The sequence below is a fragment of the Chryseobacterium limigenitum genome, assembly GCF_900114875.1.
GTDB classification, from domain to species: domain Bacteria; phylum Bacteroidota; class Bacteroidia; order Flavobacteriales; family Weeksellaceae; genus Chryseobacterium; species Chryseobacterium limigenitum.
This window is the reverse complement of the sequence record NZ_FPKW01000001.1, coordinates 211,276-228,694: the sequence shown is the minus strand read 5'-3', so window position 1 is coordinate 228,694 and position 17,419 is coordinate 211,276. Positions and strand designations below refer to the sequence as shown.

General features: G+C 34.0%; 17 protein-coding genes. 11 read left to right on the top strand and 6 right to left on the bottom strand.

Annotated features, from left to right (window positions below; all coding sequences use genetic code 11):
• Window positions 1-28 precede the first annotated feature (28 nt).
• Genes BT156_RS01075 through pdxR form a run of 3 tightly spaced genes read right to left on the bottom strand, consistent with a single transcriptional unit; the run spans window position 29 to window position 4,171 of the window.
• Window positions 29-1,609, bottom strand: coding sequence for an ATP-dependent DNA ligase (locus BT156_RS01075; protein WP_072406365.1), 1,581 nt, complete (start codon window positions 1,607-1,609; stop codon window positions 29-31).
• Window positions 1,606-2,631 carry a ligase-associated DNA damage response exonuclease gene (locus tag BT156_RS01070; RefSeq protein WP_072406363.1) on the bottom strand — a complete coding sequence of 342 codons (1,026 nt, stop codon included), beginning with the start codon at window positions 2,629-2,631 and terminating at the stop codon, window positions 1,606-1,608. The genes BT156_RS01075 and BT156_RS01070 overlap by 4 nt, the downstream gene beginning before the upstream one ends.
• Window positions 2,632-2,683: 52 nt before the next feature.
• Window positions 2,684-4,171 carry a MocR-like pyridoxine biosynthesis transcription factor PdxR gene (pdxR, locus tag BT156_RS01065; protein ID WP_072406361.1) on the bottom strand — a complete coding sequence of 496 codons (1,488 nt, stop codon included), beginning with the start codon at window positions 4,169-4,171 and terminating at the stop codon, window positions 2,684-2,686.
• A gap of 67 nt (window positions 4,172-4,238) precedes the next feature.
• Between pdxR and BT156_RS01060 the strand changes: the two genes are divergently transcribed.
• From BT156_RS01060 to bioA, 5 genes are all read left to right on the top strand, one after another.
• The gene (locus tag BT156_RS01060; protein WP_072406359.1) at window positions 4,239-4,862 is read left to right on the top strand and encodes a hypothetical protein; all 624 of its coding nucleotides are present in this window, start codon (window positions 4,239-4,241) and stop codon (window positions 4,860-4,862) included.
• The gene (locus tag BT156_RS01055; RefSeq protein WP_072406357.1) at window positions 4,855-5,964 is read left to right on the top strand and encodes an aminotransferase class I/II-fold pyridoxal phosphate-dependent enzyme; all 1,110 of its coding nucleotides are present in this window, start codon (window positions 4,855-4,857) and stop codon (window positions 5,962-5,964) included. Before BT156_RS01060 ends, BT156_RS01055 begins: the two co-directional genes overlap by 8 nt.
• A gap of 106 nt (window positions 5,965-6,070) precedes the next feature.
• Window positions 6,071-6,718: a dethiobiotin synthase gene (gene bioD / locus BT156_RS01050; protein ID WP_072406954.1), complete on the top strand. Its 648-nt coding sequence runs from the start codon at window positions 6,071-6,073 to the stop codon at window positions 6,716-6,718.
• Complete coding sequence (bioB, locus tag BT156_RS01045) at window positions 6,718-7,737, top strand: biotin synthase BioB (protein ID WP_072406355.1); 1,020 nt, start codon at window positions 6,718-6,720, stop codon at window positions 7,735-7,737. Before bioD ends, bioB begins: the two co-directional genes overlap by 1 nt.
• A 56-nt stretch (window positions 7,738-7,793) precedes the next feature.
• A complete protein-coding gene (bioA, locus tag BT156_RS01040) occupies window positions 7,794-9,086 on the top strand; it encodes an adenosylmethionine--8-amino-7-oxononanoate transaminase (RefSeq protein WP_072406353.1) in 1,293 nt (430 codons plus the stop codon).
• A gap of 110 nt (window positions 9,087-9,196) precedes the next feature.
• Here bioA and BT156_RS01035 read toward each other — a convergent pair whose 3' ends face one another.
• From BT156_RS01035 to BT156_RS01025, 3 genes are all read right to left on the bottom strand, one after another.
• Window positions 9,197-10,405 carry a CynX/NimT family MFS transporter gene (locus BT156_RS01035; protein ID WP_228429914.1) on the bottom strand — a complete coding sequence of 403 codons (1,209 nt, stop codon included), beginning with the start codon at window positions 10,403-10,405 and terminating at the stop codon, window positions 9,197-9,199.
• Window positions 10,406-10,548: 143 nt separating this feature from the next.
• Window positions 10,549-10,893, bottom strand: coding sequence for a mannan-binding lectin (locus tag BT156_RS01030; protein WP_072406349.1), 345 nt, complete (start codon window positions 10,891-10,893; stop codon window positions 10,549-10,551).
• Between the two features lie 423 nt (window positions 10,894-11,316).
• A complete protein-coding gene (locus tag BT156_RS01025; protein WP_072406347.1) occupies window positions 11,317-11,787 on the bottom strand; it encodes an Lrp/AsnC family transcriptional regulator in 471 nt (156 codons plus the stop codon).
• Window positions 11,788-11,930: 143 nt separating this feature from the next.
• Here BT156_RS01025 and BT156_RS01020 point away from each other — a divergent pair, with 143 nt between their 5' ends.
• The 6 genes from BT156_RS01020 (at window position 11,931) to BT156_RS00995 (ending at window position 17,398) form a co-directional block, all read left to right on the top strand.
• On the top strand, window positions 11,931-13,319 hold the full coding sequence (locus BT156_RS01020; protein WP_072406345.1) for an MFS transporter: 1,389 nt from the start codon (window positions 11,931-11,933) through the stop codon (window positions 13,317-13,319).
• Between the two features lie 348 nt (window positions 13,320-13,667).
• Window positions 13,668-14,366: a YEATS-associated helix-containing protein gene (locus tag BT156_RS01015; protein WP_072406343.1), complete on the top strand. Its 699-nt coding sequence runs from the start codon at window positions 13,668-13,670 to the stop codon at window positions 14,364-14,366.
• A 43-nt stretch (window positions 14,367-14,409) separates the two neighbouring features.
• Window positions 14,410-14,814 (top strand): hypothetical protein, encoded by a 405-nt coding sequence (locus BT156_RS01010; protein ID WP_072406341.1) that lies wholly within the window; start codon window positions 14,410-14,412, stop codon window positions 14,812-14,814.
• Entirely contained in the window at window positions 14,811-15,953 is a 1,143-nt protein-coding gene (locus BT156_RS01005; protein WP_072406339.1) for a hypothetical protein, read from the top strand. Before BT156_RS01010 ends, BT156_RS01005 begins: the two co-directional genes overlap by 4 nt.
• Before the next feature lie 17 nt (window positions 15,954-15,970).
• Window positions 15,971-16,579 carry a hypothetical protein gene (locus tag BT156_RS01000; protein ID WP_072406337.1) on the top strand — a complete coding sequence of 203 codons (609 nt, stop codon included), beginning with the start codon at window positions 15,971-15,973 and terminating at the stop codon, window positions 16,577-16,579.
• Window positions 16,580-16,603: 24 nt separating this feature from the next.
• Complete coding sequence (locus BT156_RS00995) at window positions 16,604-17,398, top strand: caspase family protein (protein WP_072406335.1); 795 nt, start codon at window positions 16,604-16,606, stop codon at window positions 17,396-17,398.
• The last annotated feature ends 21 nt before the right edge of the window (window positions 17,399-17,419 follow it).

The following is a 17,419-nucleotide window of genomic DNA, read 5'->3' as shown; positions in this document are numbered from 1 at the left end:
TTCGTGTCTTTGCGTTTATAAATTTAATTTATTGTATCAATTTCTTAATCTCTTCCAAATCATCAATTTCATTCACGGTTTTATCTTTCCGCCATCTTACAATTCTTGGAAATCGTAATGCGACACCACTTTTATGTCGATTGCTGAAACCAATTCCTTCAAAAGCGATCTCAAAAACCAACTCCGGTTTTACGGTACGAACAGGCCCGAATTTTTCAATGGCATTTTTATTGACAAACTTACTTACCTCCATGATTTCTTTATCCGTTAAGCCTGAATATGCCTTTGCAATGGTGACCAAAGCATCGCCATTTTTCACGGCAAAACTGTAGTCTGTGTAATAAGCGCTTCGTCTTCCGCTTCCTTTTTGCGCATAAATCAAAACTGCATCAATGGTTAATGGGTTAATTTTCCATTTCCACCAATCTCCTTTTTTTCGTCCGGAATGGTAGGGAGAATTCTTTTGTTTTAACATCAAACCTTCACTATTAATATCTCTGGAATTTTCTCTGATTTGATTGAGATCTTCCCAATTTTCAAAATCAATAACCTGAGAAAGTTTAATATTTTCAGGGGCTTGATTTAATAATAATTCTTCCAGCATGGTGCGTCTTCCAGAGATCGGTTTTTCTCGTAAATCAGTTCCTTCCAATTCCAGAAGGTCATAACAGAAAACTTCAATCGGGATTTCCGAAAGCATTTTTTTAGTTAAATTTTTTCGGTTTAATCTTTTTTGTAATTCATTAAAATTTAAAACCTTATCATCTTTTATGGCTAATATTTCTCCATCCAAAACAAAGTTTCCTTTCATTGACTGTATTGTTTCTGCAACTTCGGGGAATTGTCCTGTCACCAATTCTTCTCCTCTCGACCAAATGAAAACTTCATCATTTCTTCTGATAATCTGTCCACGAATTCCGTCCCATTTATATTCAATTTGCCATTCTTCCGGAGTTCCCAGATCATCCAATTCTTTTTCTAAAGGGTAAGCCAAACAGAAAGGATAGGGTTTTGAATTATCCGGGTTAATATTTTCCGCAGAAATCAGTTCTTTAAATGAAACTTCATCAGGTTGCCATTTGCCCATTAAGCTATGCATTAGCGTACTCGATTCCTGTCCTGAAAACTTTGTTAAAGAATTAATTAAAGTCTTAGAAGAGACTCCAATACGAAAACTTCCGCCCAGTAATTTATTGAAAATCAAACGTTCTGTATAATCTAATCCATTCCAGGAATGCAGAACAAATTCTTTCTTTTCTGCTTCTGATTTATTTTTTAAACTGATAATTTCATTCATCCATTCAGATAATGTTTTATCAATTTTTTCCGTTGGAGGAGGGAGAATTAACGAAATAGTTTCACCAAGATCTCCAACCGAAGAATAGCTTTCCTGAAACAGCCAAAATGGTAATTGGGTAATTTCCAAAGCCCATTCTTTCATATAATTAGTGTTGACATTTCGTTTCGGCCTTTTACCTGTGAACAAAGCGATAAACCACAACTTATCTTCATCGGGGGCGCGTTCCAGATAATCAATAATGGCATCAATTTTTGCGTTTGTTTTGTTGGTGCTTTCCAAAGCGTTGATCAATTCTGCAAAATGTTTCATGGCTTAGGATTTTCAATAGTTTCTTTTTCTTCTTCCTGTTCTTCATCATCGCCATACAAAGTTTCTACAACATCGGATTTTATTCCGATTTCATTTAAATATTTAGAAAAAACTTCAGTTTGCCCATGGGTTACATGAACAATTTCTGCTTCTGTCGCTTTAATAGCTTGCAATAAACCTTTCCAATCGGCATGATCGCTCATAGGAAATCCGGCATCGGCACTTCGCCATCTTCGGGCACCGCGAACCTGCATCCAGCCTGAACAAATTGCTGTAGCAGCATCCGGTATTTTTTTGATAACATTACTATCTAACAAAGCTGGCGGAACAATCACAATATCACCTTGAACATGTTTTATACTTTCCCTAAAATCTGGAATTTCATAGTCAGGAAGTATAATTCCGACCTCTTCAAATGCTTTGTTGAGTTTACCAATAGAGTAGTGAACATGGATTTTCCCCATTCCCTCCACCGCTTTCATAATTCTCTGAGCTTTCCCTAAAGAATAACCGATAAAAACAGATGTTTTTTGATTTTCCTGATTTCGCAAAACCCAGTTTTGAAGTCTTTTATTAAGATCAGGAACTTCCAGCCAATTATAAATGGGAAGTCCGAAAGTGCTTTCTGTCACGAATTCATTGCACTTTACCAATTCAAAGGGAGTACTCAATCCATCATCCTGAACTTTGTAATCTCCGGAAACAACACTTACATATCCTTTATATTCCAAACGAATTTGAGCAGAACCAATGATATGGCCTGCCGGATGAAGTGAGAGTTTAACTCCGTTAATATCCAAGACTTCGCCATATTGTAATGTCTGGCATTCAATATCCGGAGAAATTCTTTGATGCAGAATAGGTTTTGTGAAATGGTGACACAGGTATTTTTTCATTCCCCAACGGGCATGATCTGCGTGACCATGTGTGATAACTGCATAATCAACAGGTCGCCAGGGATCAATGTAAAATTTTCCTTGCGGACAGTAAATACCTTTATTGGTGAACGTGATTAGTTTCAATGGTGTGATTGGTTTAGCTATTACAATTCAAAAATCTAACCAAAAAAAGTAATCAGGTAAGCAATTTTACCGTTTTAGAAAAAATTTCTACACTTTTTTCCATTTCATCAAAATTTAAATTTCCAAATCCTAATCTCATTGCAGTAATATTTTTATTCTGATAAAGTAATGTTTTGGGAATAAATAGATTATTTTGCGCACACCGGCGGCTCAACTTCATCAGATTGATGGGAATATTCCATTCTCCCCAGATGGCGAGGCCTCCCGAAGGTTTTTGAAAATTGATGGAATCTCCTAAATGTTCATTCAGCAAATCACAAAAATGATCCCGTCTTTCCTGATATACTTTCAATAATTTTTTTAAATAACGATTAATCTCACCCTCAGCAATCATCTCTCCAAGAACTCGTTCCATTAAAACATCGCCTTGCCTGTCGATAATTCCTAGGTATTTTCGCATTTCGATCATTAAATTTTCGGGCGCCACTATAAATCCTGTACGAAATCCGGGAGCAAGGGATTTTCCGAAAGAGCCAATGTAAATAACCATTCCATTCGTATCTGCGCTGGATAAAGGAAGAATCGGACTTTTATCGTAATGAAATTCATAATCATAATCGTCTTCAAGAATGATAAAGCCATATTCGTTGGCTAAATTAAGAAGTTCCAATCTTCGTTTTGCACTCAAGGTGACCGTGGTAGGATAGTGGTGATGGGGCGTAATATAAAGCATCCTGATCTTTTGTTTTTGACAGGCTTCTCTTACACTTTCAACGATGATTCCTTCTTCATCAATAGGAATTGAAACAATATCAACCCCTGCTTTTTGAAAGATCATATTCACCGAAAAATAACTTAAAGCTCCCACCAAAACGGTATCTCCTTGGGATAATAATATTTCAGAGACAATATAAATACTCATTTCTGTGCTTCTGGTAATCAGAAGATTATTCTTCGAAATGGGCAATCCTCGTGATAAATTGAGATAATGGGAAAGGTTTTTCTTGAAAAATTCACTTCCATCATGATTGTAATGCCCCAACATTTTTTGCTGTGACTTTCTTTTTAGAATAGAACTATAGAGTTTAGAATGTTGATCGATCTGTGTTAATCTGATATCCGGCACCCCATCATTGAAAATATACTCACAAGTTGAATGCTCAAAAGGATTATCCAGAATATTTGAGGTTTTAAAAGAAAAACCTGTCGATTTTGGATAGTTTTCAAGATGTTTTTTCTCAAAACTCTTAATTTCTAATGGTTTCTCCTGATTCTTTCCGATGACAAAAGTTCCTTTATTGGGAAGGCTTTCTACCCATCCTTGGGCAAATAATTCATCATAAACCGTAACAATCGTATTGCGATGCACCTCCAAAATCTGACTTAAAGCTCTTGTTCCCGGAAGCTTTATACCAAAAGGAATATAGCCTCTCTGTATTGCATTGATCAACTGATTCGCAATTTGCATGTAGATAGAAGTTTCAGATTTTCTATCAATTTCCACAAAACTTTTATAAGGAATTTCAACCGGACTATCCATAATATCAAAACTGGCACCATTCAACCATCCGGCAATATACTACATTTGAACCATAAAATAAAAATCTATGGAATTCTACAATCTACTCGAAAGAATTGTACAGGATAATGAAGCTCATGCCAAGTGGCTAAACACACTTTCTTTCATGGAAAATGCCGGAGCAAGGAAAATTTCTGCTTGTGAGCACCCTACGAAAGTAAGTTTAATACAACTCAAACACGCTGCAGAAGAGCATCGCCACGCTTATTATCTTAAAAAACAAATCGGAAAATTGGATTCTGAATTTTGTAAAACCTATGATAGAAAAGAGCTTTTAGCCTCAATTGCCACACGACAATATCTTCATTCTTTGGATGTTAAAGCCTGTAAATACCTTCAGAATAATTTTAGCTTAACAAAAGAAGAGCTGAAATATGCAGCCTATCTTTTTGTGACTTATGCGATTGAAGTTCGTGCCGATGAATTGTATCCGGTTTATCAGGATATTCTTACAAAAACGTCTTCTAAAATAATGGTTAAATCAATAATTTTAGAAGAAGAAGGGCATTTGGAGGAAATGATCAATCAATTGGATGAATTTTCTGAAAATTGGAAACCTCACGCTGAAAATATTTTAAAAATAGAGCATGAGCTTCATGACCAATGGATCAATGCCATTATTGAGGAAGTTACAAAGTTTAACTATGCTTAAAAATTTTCACCATTTTCAGGAAGCTTTAGAAAAAAGAAGAGAAGAAGGAACTTTGAGAATTTTACAGCCCAAATCCGAAGTAATAGATTTTTATTCTAACGACTATCTTGGATTGGCGAGAAATAGTGAATTACAAAATTTATTATTAAAACAAATTATAGAAAATCCTCAGTTACTCTCGGGAAGTACTGGTTCGAGGTTGATAAGCGGAAACAGTTCAACCGTTATTGAAACCGAAAATCTTATTGCTCGAGAGCATCAATATCCCTCAGCTTTACTTTTTTCGTCAGGCTATAATGCAAACCTGGCTTTATTTTCAACACTTCCAACTCGTCATGACACGATTATTGTTGATGAAAAAATTCATCGTTCCGTGCATGATGCCTGTAAAATGTCGCATGCTAAAAAGTTGAAATTTAAACATAATGATGTTGAAGATTTAGAGCAAGTTTTAAAAAAGCAACATGGAAACTGTTATGTCACTGTAGAAAGTTTATATTCGATGGATGGTGATGTGGCTCCCATTCAGGAAATAATTCAAATTGTAGAAAAATATAAAGCCAGCTTAATTGTAGATGAAGCGCATGCTTTTGGTGTTTTTGGATATGGTTTGGTTGAGAAATATCAATTAAAGAATCGAGTTTTAGCAACCGTTATCACTTTTGGGAAAGCTCTTGGAGCACATGGAGCAGCAATACTTTGTGATGATATTATAAAGTCATATCTCGTCAATTTTGCATCTCCTTTTATCTATACAACTTCAGCTCAGGACATTCAGTGGATGAGTATAAAAACAGGCTATGAATTTTTAAAATCAAATTCTGAACTATCAATAAAATTACAGGAAAATATTAAAATTTTTCGTCAGCAAAACTTAAAAACTCCGTCATCTGAAAATAGTCCGATTCAGGCGATTGTAATTCCGGATAATAATCGTTTGAAAATTTTAAAGGAAACTTTATTAAATGAAGGATTTTCAACCTACGCCGTTTTCAGTCCGACCGTAAAAGAAGGATCGGAAAGATTGAGGATTTGCCTGCACAGCTTTAATACAGAAGAAGAGATTATACAGCTAACGAAAATTACTAAGGAACTTATTTGAAGTAAAAACACCCATATAGCTATCATTCCGAATCTAAAAAATGTATTGAATTAGCACAATAATCTAGATTCATACCGGCATGACCAAGTGGATGAATAAAAAAAGTATGAATACAAAACCAGAAACTCGAAACTCGAAACCAATACAACTTTTCGTAACCGGAATCGGAACAGAAGTAGGAAAAACCGTTTGCTCGGCAATTTTAACGAAATATTTTAAAGCTGATTACTGGAAACCAATTCAGTCTGGAGATTTACATTTTTCAGACAGCATAAAAATTCAAGATTGGGTTGGTGAAAATATAGTTATTCATCCTGAAACTTATCGATTACAATTGGCTGCATCGCCCCATCAATCAGCTTCGGAAGAAGGAGTTTTAATTAGCATCAATGATTTTAAACTTCCTGAAACACAGAGTAATCTAATCGTAGAAGGAGCCGGAGGATTGATGGTTCCGCTTTCAGACAAAGAATTTATGATTGATTTAATTGAAAGATTGAATATTCCTGTGGTTTTGGTTGTGAGGAATTATTTAGGATGCATCAATCACAGCTTATTATCGATCATGGCTTTAAATCAAAAAAAAATTAATCTAAAATATTTGATTCTTAACGGAAATTTTCCATCTGATACAGAAAGAGTAATCTGCAATCATATTACAGATGAGACAAAAGTCATCAGAATTCCGGACATTGAAAATATAACAAAAGAAAATATAGAAAAAAGTACAAAACAATTAACACATTTAGGATAATGGATAGAAAAACAGAAATTAGAAATAATTGGACCAAAGAACAAATAGAAGAAATTTATCATCAACCTTTACTTGAATTAATCTACAAAGCAGCAACCGTTCATCGTGAATGGCACAATCCGGAAGAAGTACAGATGTCTACTTTACTATCCATTAAAACAGGTGGTTGTACAGAAGACTGTTCGTACTGTGGACAAGCTGCACGTTATCATACCAACATTAAAGTTCAGGCGTTGTTGCCTACAGAAACCGTAATTGCTCACGCCCAAAAGGCAAAAGACAATGGTTCTTCCCGTTTTTGCATGGCTGCGGCATGGAGAGAAGTAAGAAATAACCGTGATTTTGATCGCGTGATCGATATGGTGAAGGGAGTCAATGATCTTGGCCTTGAAGTTTGCTGTACGTTAGGAATGTTGACAGAAGACCAAGCAATTCGTTTGCAGGAAGCCGGTCTGTACGCTTACAATCATAATCTTGACACTTCGGAACAATATTATGAAGAGATTATTTCTACCCGAACTTTTGATAATAGAATTAATACCATCAATAACGTCAGAAAAGCAGGAATAACAGTTTGTTCAGGAGGAATTATCGGATTGGGAGAAACACACAAGGACAGAATTTCAATGCTGTTAACCTTAGCAACCATGCCAAAGCATCCTGAATCAGTTCCCATCAATGCATTAGCAAGAGTAGCAGGAACTCCGCTTCAAAACAATGAAAAAACGGATACCTGGGAAATGGTAAGAATGATCGCTACAGCAAGAATTGTAATGCCCTCATCCATGGTTCGTCTAAGCGCAGGAAGAATTGAAATGACAGAATTTGAGCAAGGCTGGTGCTTTATGGCCGGAGCCAATTCTATTTTTACAGGAGAAAGAGAAACCTTATTGGTAACGCCAAATCCAGGCGTTTCGGAAGATATGCAGATGTTGCAGACTTTAGGCTTAAAACCCATGAAAAGAGAAACAGAAAAAGGAATGGATCAGTTTGAAACCTGGAAAACAAACCTAGTCTAATGTTAAGATTATGAATTGTGAATGCCCAATTGGAAATATAAATTTGGAAATTACCTATGAACTTACAAGAACGTGACAAAGCCGTTAACTGGCATCCTTATACCCAAATGAAAACAGCAAGTGATGCTATTCCCATCGTTAGAGGAAAAGGCGTTTATCTTTATGATAACGAAGGAAAAAAATATATTGATGCCGTTTCTTCATGGTGGGTGACCTTGCACGGGCATGCTCATCCATATATTGCACAACGTATTTCTGAACAATTGAATACATTGGAACAGGTTATTTTTGCAGGTTTTACGCATGAACCGGCAATACAGCTTTCCGAAAACTTATTACATCTGCTTCCGAATAATCAACAGAAAGTTTTTTACTCTGATAATGGTTCGACAGCAGTGGAAGTTGCATTGAAAATGTGTATTCAATATTGCTATAATAAAGGAAAAGAAAAGACTAAAATTTTAGCTTTTAAAAATGCATACCACGGAGATACTTTCGGTGCCATGTCTGTGAGCGGAAGAAGTGTATGGACAAAACCTTTCGGGGAAATGCTGTTTGAAGTTATCTTCATTGATACTCCGACTTCTGAAAATCTGGAAAATTTAAAAAATCAGATTAAAAATGTAGCCGATGAAATAGCTTGTTTTATCTACGAACCTTTAATTCAAGGGGCTGCAGGAATGTTGATGTATGAAGCCAACCATTTGGATGAATTAATGAAATTTTGCAGAGAGCAGGAAATTTTAATGGTTCAGGATGAAGTTTTCACGGGTTTTGGACGAACAGGAAAACTGTTTGCCGCCAATCATCTTTCAGAAAAGCCTGATATTATGTGTTTTTCTAAAGGCCTGACAGGAGGAACGTTACCTATGGGAATCACAACCTGCTCCAATGAAATTTACAATGCTTTTTTGTCGGATGATAAATATAAAACGTTGTTTCACGGGCATTCTTTTACCGCCAATCCGCTGTCGTGCACCGCTGCTTTGGCGAGTATGGAATTATTATTAAATGAAGAAACACAGCAGAATATTCAACGAATTTCTGAGCAGCATTTTCAGTTTTCAACTATGTTAAAACAACACTCAAATGTTGAGAATGTTCGTCAGACAGGAACCATTCTCGCTTGGGAATTTAAAACAGATCAGGGAACTTCTTATTTTAATGAAATAGGAAAGATGCTGTATGACGCATTTCTCTTACGAGGAATTATCATGCGGCCTTTGGGAAATGTGATGTATCTGGTTCCGCCTTACTGTATTACTTCCGAAGAATTGGATTTTATTTATAAAAATATTCTAGAGGTGTTGGGTAAATTTAAAATTGAGGAAGAATTAATTAAAACATAAATACACACACACTTTGCTACCCGTAGAAATCTCTACTGTTCTTTATTTGCGATATGGAGATTCCTAGGGGTGGCAAAATGAATATCTTAATTATATAGTTGACAAGCAAATTAATCCTCAACGTTTCTATTCTTCGCAGCTTTCATTCCAAAATAAAACATCAGAATTACAGCACAACTTAAAAAATAAAAAGAACTTTTCCAGGAAATATCCCAATCATGTAGTTTTCCGAAAATTGGCGGGCCAAATGCGGCAATTAAATATCCGACAGACTGAGCCATTCCTGAAATTTTGATCGCATTCGCGCTGTTTTTTGTTCTTGTTGAAAAGAATAAAATAGATAAACTAAAAGATAATCCATTGGAAATCCCGATGATAACAGCATTTACATAGATCCATTGAGATTGTAACCATACAAACATCATCGTACTTGCAAACATTAAAGAGCAAATAAAAACAATCAAGATTCTCTGATTTTTCATTTTACTCGCGATAATCGGGCAGCAAAAAGCAACCGGAATCATCGTAATTTGAATCACAAAAAGAACCCATCCCGTACTTTCTGCCTGCATATTAAAATCTGTAAGCAAAGAAGGAAGCCACGTCATCAGACAATAATAAAATAAAGACTGCAATCCCATAAAAACGCTGATGCTCCAAGCTTGGGAAGATTTAAACATATTAAAATCCGAAACACTTAAAACCGTTTTCGTCTCATCTGAATTTTTATTATTGAATATAATTTCAAGACTTAAAACTAAAAGTCCCAACATCGCAATAACCAGCCAGATTCCGAGAGATCCTCGCCATCCGAAACCAGTCCATTCCCCAATTCTTACGCTGAAACCTGAAGCCAAAGCCGCCGTAAGGTTCATTGATACGGCAAAAATCCCCGTCATTAAACCGATCTGCTTCGGGAAATTATTTTTAATATATCCAGGAGTTACTACATTTCCGATACAAATTCCTAAACCGATAAATATTGATCCTAAAAACAGCATCCAAAGAGAACCTGTAATTCTAAGGAACAATCCAAAACTTAAAATAATTAATGAATACATCAAAAATCGACTGATACTGAATTTATGCGAAAATCGACTCACCAAAACCGAACAGGTCGCAAACATAAACAGCGGAATAGAGGTCAGCATACTCACCTGGAAATTATCCAACCCTAAAGCTTCTCGCACATCGCTTAATACCGGAGCCACAGAAATGATAGGTGATCGTAAATTGCTTGACACTAAAATCACTATTAATACATTAATTATCACTAAAATATAAGAAGTATTTTTCTTTTTTTCAGTCTTTGCCATCATAACAGAATTATTTTGATGCAAAATTAAACTTGTCAGTTTGTTTAAGTTTGCCAATATTTTAATCTGAAACGACAAAAAAAAGAAGTCTTAAAAACAAAAAAATCTCCAAGTTACCTTGGAGATTCATAATAGCTTTAATTATTTTAGAATTTGAAGACACAGCCGCAAACGCTCATTTTTCCTTCTACAACTGTAGTCCATTGTCCGTTCCAGGTACCTCCGTAAGACGCACATATTGCAGGACAAACTTCTTTTGCATCCTCAATGCTCCATATAGGACCAGCAAGAACATCCAATGTATATTCGCTGTCTCCCGTTGGCTGAGTATTCAGCTCAACTTCGATAACATTCATTTCTCCCTCAACAATGGTGCTCCATTGCCCGGTAAACTTTCCTAAATGTGCCGCTGCGATACGACCTCCTAATTTTTGTGCTTCGTCATTGCTCCAAAGTGGTCCGGCAATGATGTTAATTTTGAAATTTGACATGGTGTAATGTTTTTAAGTTGTTTAACATTACAAAGTTGTCACTTAATTGAGATATAATATAGCGTAGAAAGTACTATTTTTTATTTTCAGTATTTATACTTAGATCATAATATGCTAAATACTAATAGTTTACATTTAAATCTAAAACAAAAAAAAAGACCTCCAAAAAGGAGGTCTAAAAAAACACAAATGATGAAAAAAAATTATTTCGATCCGCAAATATAGCAAATTATATTAGGTTTCATGCAAAATTTACATAATTGATTGAAATATTTATTTTATCTAGCGAAATAGATTAAAATATTTGTATTATTTTCTTAATTCAAATAATATATATTGTAAAATTAATTCATAAATAACTATCGATCAAATTATTAAAATTAACCAAAATTCATAAATTACTTAATATTTAAACTATTAACTTTAGAGTATTTGAGAACTTTCTTTGATACTGTTCATTACAAAAATACTTTTGGTTTGCCCGATACCCTCAATCTCAGAAAGCTGATTCACAAAAAAATCATGAAATTCGTCCATATTGGGTGCTAAAATTTTCAGCATAAAATCAAACTCGCCACTGATATTGTAGAACTCAACCACCTCTTTAAGTTTGCTTACCTGTTCTATGAATTTTGTTGCAATGCTTTTATTATGGGCGTTCAGTGCGATCATACAAACAACCATCATCCCTTTATTCACTTTTTTACGGTCAACAATTGCGGTGTATTCTTTAATGATTCCGAGTTTTTCCATACGTTTGATGCGCTCATGCGTTGGTGTTGGGCTCAGGTTAATTCTTGCCGAAATATCTCTGATGCTTAATTTCGCATCCTTCTGCAATAAACGCAGTATAGAAAGGTCTTTCTCATCGACTGAATAATTTTCGACTGTCATTTGTTCTATTTTTAAGGTTTAAAATTCAATTAAAAGCACATTTGTTCTTAATAAATCAATTAAGACAATATTTGTTCCAAATTTAATACATAATTTTCAAAAACGTTCTAATAATAGTAATTTTGCCAGAAATTTTGAAGATCATGCCAACAAGAAAAAACCTGATATTAATTTTAGCTTCGATAGGAACTTTTGTGGAAGCCCTTGATATTGCTATCATTAACCTGACAATTCCTTCCATTCAGGAGCAATTCGGTATTGGAGCGGATACTGTTCAATGGTTACAGACACTGTATGTTCTGTTTTTTGGTGGATTTTTAATTATTGGAGGAAAATTAACCGACCAAATCGGGCGTAAAAGAATATTTCTTATTGGCGGACTCATTTTTATGTTGACGTCTTTAGGCGCCGGACTTTCAACCAACTTTCAGGTTTTAGCCATATTCCGTGCGTTACAAGGGTTGGGAGCGGCATTTATCATGCCTTCTGCATTGTCTATTGTTACGAATACTTTCAGGGAAAATCAGGAAAGGAATCGTGCTTTAGGCGTTTTCAGCTCATTTGCAGCGATCGGATCGGGTAGTGGATTGTCCATTGGAGGCATCATCAGTACTTATATGAGCTGGCATTGGGTTTTCCTTATTAATGTTCCGATTCTTTTGGTAACTCTTATTCTTTCGTATCAATATCTACCTAAGGATGAGAAGAATACGAATGTTCAAAAAACAGATACCATATCTGGAATTCTCCTTGTTTTGGGACTGTTGTCGTTAACTTACGGAACCCACGAATTATTCCATATCAAAGAACAGCCTATTCAGGTTATTGGCTCTCTAGCCATCTCATTTGCTATTTTGGGAGTTGTATTTTACCGTTTAAAAACGGTTACCCAACCGTTAATTGATCTACAATTGTTGAAACACAGATCTTTAGTGATTTCTAATATTACGTTTTTTGCTTTGGGAGCATTTTTCATTTCATTTTTATTTCTGATCTCTTTGATGTTGCAGAAAGATATGAATCACAGTGCGGCTTCGGCGGGATTAATGTTGGTTCCGTTTAGTTTGATGTCTGCATTAATTTCAAAATTTGTTCTGCCCCATATTTCAAAAAAAATAAACCCTTCTCAAATGGGGGTTTTTGGGTGGAGTTTTATGCTGATGGGAGCTATTTTATTATTTATGTCAGTTTATATTGGTCATCCGTTAACAAGTGTTTTATTAGGTGCAGCGTGTATCTCAGGAGTTGGAATGACGTTTTGTTTTACAAGTTTATCGATTTTAGGTATCCAAGATGTAAAGCCTTCACATTATGGAGTGGCTTCCAGTTTAACAAGCACAAGCTATTTTCTGGGTGCAGGAATAGGCTTATCGTTTATGAGTTTAATGAGCCAGATCTTCCCATCAAAATGGGCGGTTGGGAATTTAAGCTTGGGAATTTTAACAGCTTATGCGGTTTGTGCTATTGGAATATTAACTTATTTAGTCGTAAAAGAAGTGAAAATTAAGAGGGCAGAAATGGCGAAGTCTTAATATTACGTTTAAATTTACTATTCAAAAAATAAGAAAATGAAAGAATCTCTTTTAAATAAAAATATATGAAGCTCCAAAAGTTGATAAATGGATCTCGAAAGATAAAGTCTAATTAAATTTTTTAATTAATATATTGTTTAAAGCCATGGGAATTTTCTCATGGCTTTTTGTTTTTCTATTGTTCAAAACTCAAATATTATTCCCTTAAAAGTTTGTTTTATTATCTGAATTAATAATTATCAAATTCATCGTTACCACTCACGTCATTTTTCGCGTCATTCACGACATTTATTTGCTAGAGCCCTGATTAATAGCAAACTTTGTCTCAGAAAACAAAAACTAATAACCATGTTAACATTACTAAATTTTTTAAGCGAACCAACAATTAATTTGATTTATATTATGCTCATTTGCGGAATTGTTGGCGGAATAGGAAACACATTGAAAGGCACAACCTGTAATGGAGTCGTCTTATCAAAAAACATTTGTCTGGGAATTATTGCTTCTTTCACAGTACCTCTTTTTCTTAGTCTTGTCTCAAGTGATATCATCAATAGTTTATACATTAAAAAAAGCGGAACGGATGATAAAATTATTGGCCAATCAGTTAATTATTTAATTTTTTCTGGATTTTGCATTATTGCTTCTTACGCATCACTTGATTTTTTAAATAATATTACGGGGAGAGTAATTCAAAAAATTGAAAAAATTGAAAAAAAATTAGACAGTATAGAAGGTAAACAAGAGGTTACAAACAAAACAATAAAAACAATTGCATTAGCTGCAGAAGACAAAACACAAATAACCGATCAAGAATTGATACAATTTCAAACTCCTGCTTACACAGAAATAATGAAATCTATCAAAAACAAAGAGGATAAATTCAGACTTCTTGACCTCATCAAAACAGAAGTAAATCAAGATAATACTGAAATTGAGAAAAAAATCGAAATCCTAAAAAACAACAATCTTGTAAAAGAAATTGAGCTTGGAAAAGGTGAAAAAGCAGTGGCTTTGACTGGAGAAGCCGAAAAAATTATGAAATAAAAACTTTATACATAAAAATTATTAACAACTAAAATTAATTATCATGAATGCAATTAAAAATTTTAACACAAGAGGAGGACAAATCTCTTTAAGCTTTGAAATGTCAAATGTAACCGGGCTATTACCAATTTTTACAGAAGTCTATCTGGAAATAGTTGATAACGGAAATTTCTATTCGAAAGTCGTTGCTTCGTCAACAGACAATACAGCTAATATCCCTTCAACTTCGATTGGAGATAGTATTAATCATAAAAACGGAACTCTTGTTTTTGAAACAATGCTTCAGTATGACAATGAAGAATCATTAGATGAACAAATTAAAGCCTTAGAGTTAAAATATTCTTTAAGTGAAAATGGTAACAATAAGGTATATACAAAATATGATGATTACTATCCTGCTTCCAAAAAGAAATTGGTAAAAATCGTTAAAAATATAGATTTATCATGAAAAATATAGCAGTAATATTAGCATTTTTAATAAGTAACTCTTTCTTTTCTCAGGATGATCCAGTTAATATTAAAGACGATAGTGGATTGAAAAAAATTGCGGTATCAAGCTCGCCATCACAAATGCTTCTTGATAATGCACCTTCAATAATATCTGTACAGCCATATGTAAAAGCCTATAATTTGAATTTAAATAATATTGATGACTTATCATTTGATATTACCCCTTTACTTATCAATAAGAAATTCAATGGATGGCAATATTATGGGTATTATGACAATTTTGAGAGATACAATTCATTTAATAATTTATTGAAAGCCACATTTTCACTTTCTGTAAAAAAAGAAGCAGATTATTCTAATGCAACCATAGGATTTAGAACGAATGTTATCACTATTTACAGTATTAATAAAGATGAAATGAAAAAGAATTTCGATATTTTTAAAGATAGTTTGAAAATCAAAAATCAGAAATTCAAAGTCAAAGCAACAAATGAGATCCTAAAAAAGTATAAGCTTGAGTTAGATGAATGTACAGAAAGTGGTGACAACTGCATTAGAAAGTTGCTTAAAGACAAAAGACATGAAATCCAACAATTAGCAATGAAGTATATTGATAATGAATCTGATATTTCAAAGTTCGATTTCTACAAAGTTTTAAATAATCCAAAACTTTCCTTAGACGTTGCAGCAGCCTATAATCATGTTTTTGAAAACAAAGAATTCTCAAACAATTATCAAGGAAGAGTAGGAGCTTGGGCAACCTTAAAGTTTTCTCAGTCATTAGATCCAAAAACCTATGACAGCTTTATAAATGCTTATCTGTTTTCAAGGTATCTTAAAGACAATCATTACTTTAACAGCGATACTCAGCTTTTTTCCAACATGAATTTTGTTGATTATGGAGCAAGACTTCAGGTAGAATTTAAAAAATTCTCTTTATCATACGAATTTATTAAAAGGGAAGGCGATCTGAGTGATGAACGTTCTGTAGGCCTGGTTACTTACAAGATCAATCAAAATCTTTATCTCAACGGAGGTTTTGGGAAAAATTTTGAAGGAATAAATGGTAATTCATTTACACTTTTGGGAATCGCTTGGGGAATTAATTCAAATAATCAATCGCTGGATTGGAATTAATCTAAAAACTAATCATCATGATACAGCCAAACATTAACAGTATTCTGAATGTTATGAATTCTAAAAAATACAGAATTTACAACACTCCCGAAGTAGATTGGAACATCAACATCGTCGGAATAAGAAATAAAGCATTAAGACATGAAAAATTTGACGATACTTTAGTTGTTTTTCATAACTTTATGGAGAACTGGTATGTGAATTATTATCCGATAACCACAGATCCGAGCATATACTATTTGGAACACCCTGTTAACGACAAAGGGACAGCCATTTTAATGGAAGGGCAATATGTAGGAACTCATAAGATAGATAAGCATCAAGGGAAATATGATGCTGTTTGTCAAAGATTAGGAAATGTAAAAGTCTATCGGGATGATAATAAAAATGGAAATTTAGACATCAAACCAACAACAATAGTTGAAACAGGAATGTTTGGGATTAATATTCACAAAGGTCCGTTCAATGGAGACTGGAATTCAGACAACACTCAATTTTCAGCAGGATGTCAGGTTTTTGCAGATGCAAGACATTTTCAGGAATTCATGCTTAAATGTAAAAACGCAAGAAATGCTTTCGGAAATAAGTTCACCTACACCTTATTGAATGAAAGGGATTTTGAATAAAAACTAATAAAAAAACTACATACCATGAAAAAATATTCGTTACACATAGGTTTAAATGAAACCTCGCTCATTAGTAATAGCAGCCTTAATTCTCCGGAAGCAAACTCAAGATTTTACAAAAAAATCGCAGAAGAAAATGGTTTTGAAACAATTGAATTGTTGGGAGAAAATGCCACAAGCATCAATTTATTAAACACGCTCAGAGCTATTTCAAAGAAAATAACGCCGGATGACATTTTTTTCGTAACCTATTGCGGACACGGTTTTACTATTAATGATATTTCGGGCGAAGAAGATACACATTATGATCAGATCGCAATATTGTATGACAGATATTTCATCGATGACGAGCTCAAAAACTGCTGGTCGTGGTTTCCAGAAAATTCTAAAGTTGTACTTATAACCGACTGTTGCTATGGCGGAACTTTAAATAAAAAAGCAGTTTCTACGAGCTACATTATCAACGCAAGCTTTAACTTTCATTTAACTGATGTAGTTCCTTACCTCAATAGTTTTCAACTGCATTTTAAAGAGTTTAAGGAAGCAAATATATTGATAAATCATATTTCGTCTTCTCAAGATCGGAATATTGCGAAAGACAGTCAGGTTAAAGATCAGTTAAGCCCTTTTACGGAAGCATTTGAAAAAGTGTATAATGAAGGAAACTTTATCGGAACTTTTAGCCATTTTTTTGAAGAAATAAAAAATGAAGTTGAAAAAACACTTCCTTATAACCTGCCATTTATAGACAGAAATATCAAAAATTTTTTAGATGAAGAATTTTTTCTCACAAAAAACCTTGTTTTAAGTCAAAACTAATAAACCATAAAAAAACTAATA

Bases quoted from the DNA above. Each gene is read 5' to 3' on its own strand.
- BT156_RS01075 (WP_072406365.1), bottom strand. From the start codon at position 1,609: ATGAAACATTTTGCAGAATTGATCAACGCTTTGGAAAGCACCAACAAA.
- pdxR (WP_072406361.1), bottom strand. From the start codon at position 4,171: ATGGATAGTCCGGTTGAAATTCCTTATAAAAGTTTTGTGGAAATTGAT.
- BT156_RS01060 (WP_072406359.1), top strand. From the start codon at position 4,239: ATGGAATTCTACAATCTACTCGAAAGAATTGTACAGGATAATGAAGCT.
- BT156_RS01055 (WP_072406357.1), top strand. From the start codon at position 4,855: ATGCTTAAAAATTTTCACCATTTTCAGGAAGCTTTAGAAAAAAGAAGA.
- bioD (WP_072406954.1), top strand. From the start codon at position 6,071: ATGAATACAAAACCAGAAACTCGAAACTCGAAACCAATACAACTTTTC.
- bioB (WP_072406355.1), top strand. From the start codon at position 6,718: ATGGATAGAAAAACAGAAATTAGAAATAATTGGACCAAAGAACAAATA.
- bioA (WP_072406353.1), top strand. From the start codon at position 7,794: ATGAACTTACAAGAACGTGACAAAGCCGTTAACTGGCATCCTTATACC.
- BT156_RS01035 (WP_228429914.1), bottom strand. From the start codon at position 10,405: ATGATGGCAAAGACTGAAAAAAAGAAAAATACTTCTTATATTTTAGTG.
- BT156_RS01030 (WP_072406349.1), bottom strand. From the start codon at position 10,893: ATGTCAAATTTCAAAATTAACATCATTGCCGGACCACTTTGGAGCAAT.
- BT156_RS01025 (WP_072406347.1), bottom strand. From the start codon at position 11,787: ATGACAGTCGAAAATTATTCAGTCGATGAGAAAGACCTTTCTATACTG.
- BT156_RS01020 (WP_072406345.1), top strand. From the start codon at position 11,931: ATGCCAACAAGAAAAAACCTGATATTAATTTTAGCTTCGATAGGAACT.
- BT156_RS01015 (WP_072406343.1), top strand. From the start codon at position 13,668: ATGTTAACATTACTAAATTTTTTAAGCGAACCAACAATTAATTTGATT.
- BT156_RS01010 (WP_072406341.1), top strand. From the start codon at position 14,410: ATGAATGCAATTAAAAATTTTAACACAAGAGGAGGACAAATCTCTTTA.
- BT156_RS01005 (WP_072406339.1), top strand. From the start codon at position 14,811: ATGAAAAATATAGCAGTAATATTAGCATTTTTAATAAGTAACTCTTTC.
- BT156_RS01000 (WP_072406337.1), top strand. From the start codon at position 15,971: ATGATACAGCCAAACATTAACAGTATTCTGAATGTTATGAATTCTAAA.
- BT156_RS00995 (WP_072406335.1), top strand. From the start codon at position 16,604: ATGAAAAAATATTCGTTACACATAGGTTTAAATGAAACCTCGCTCATT.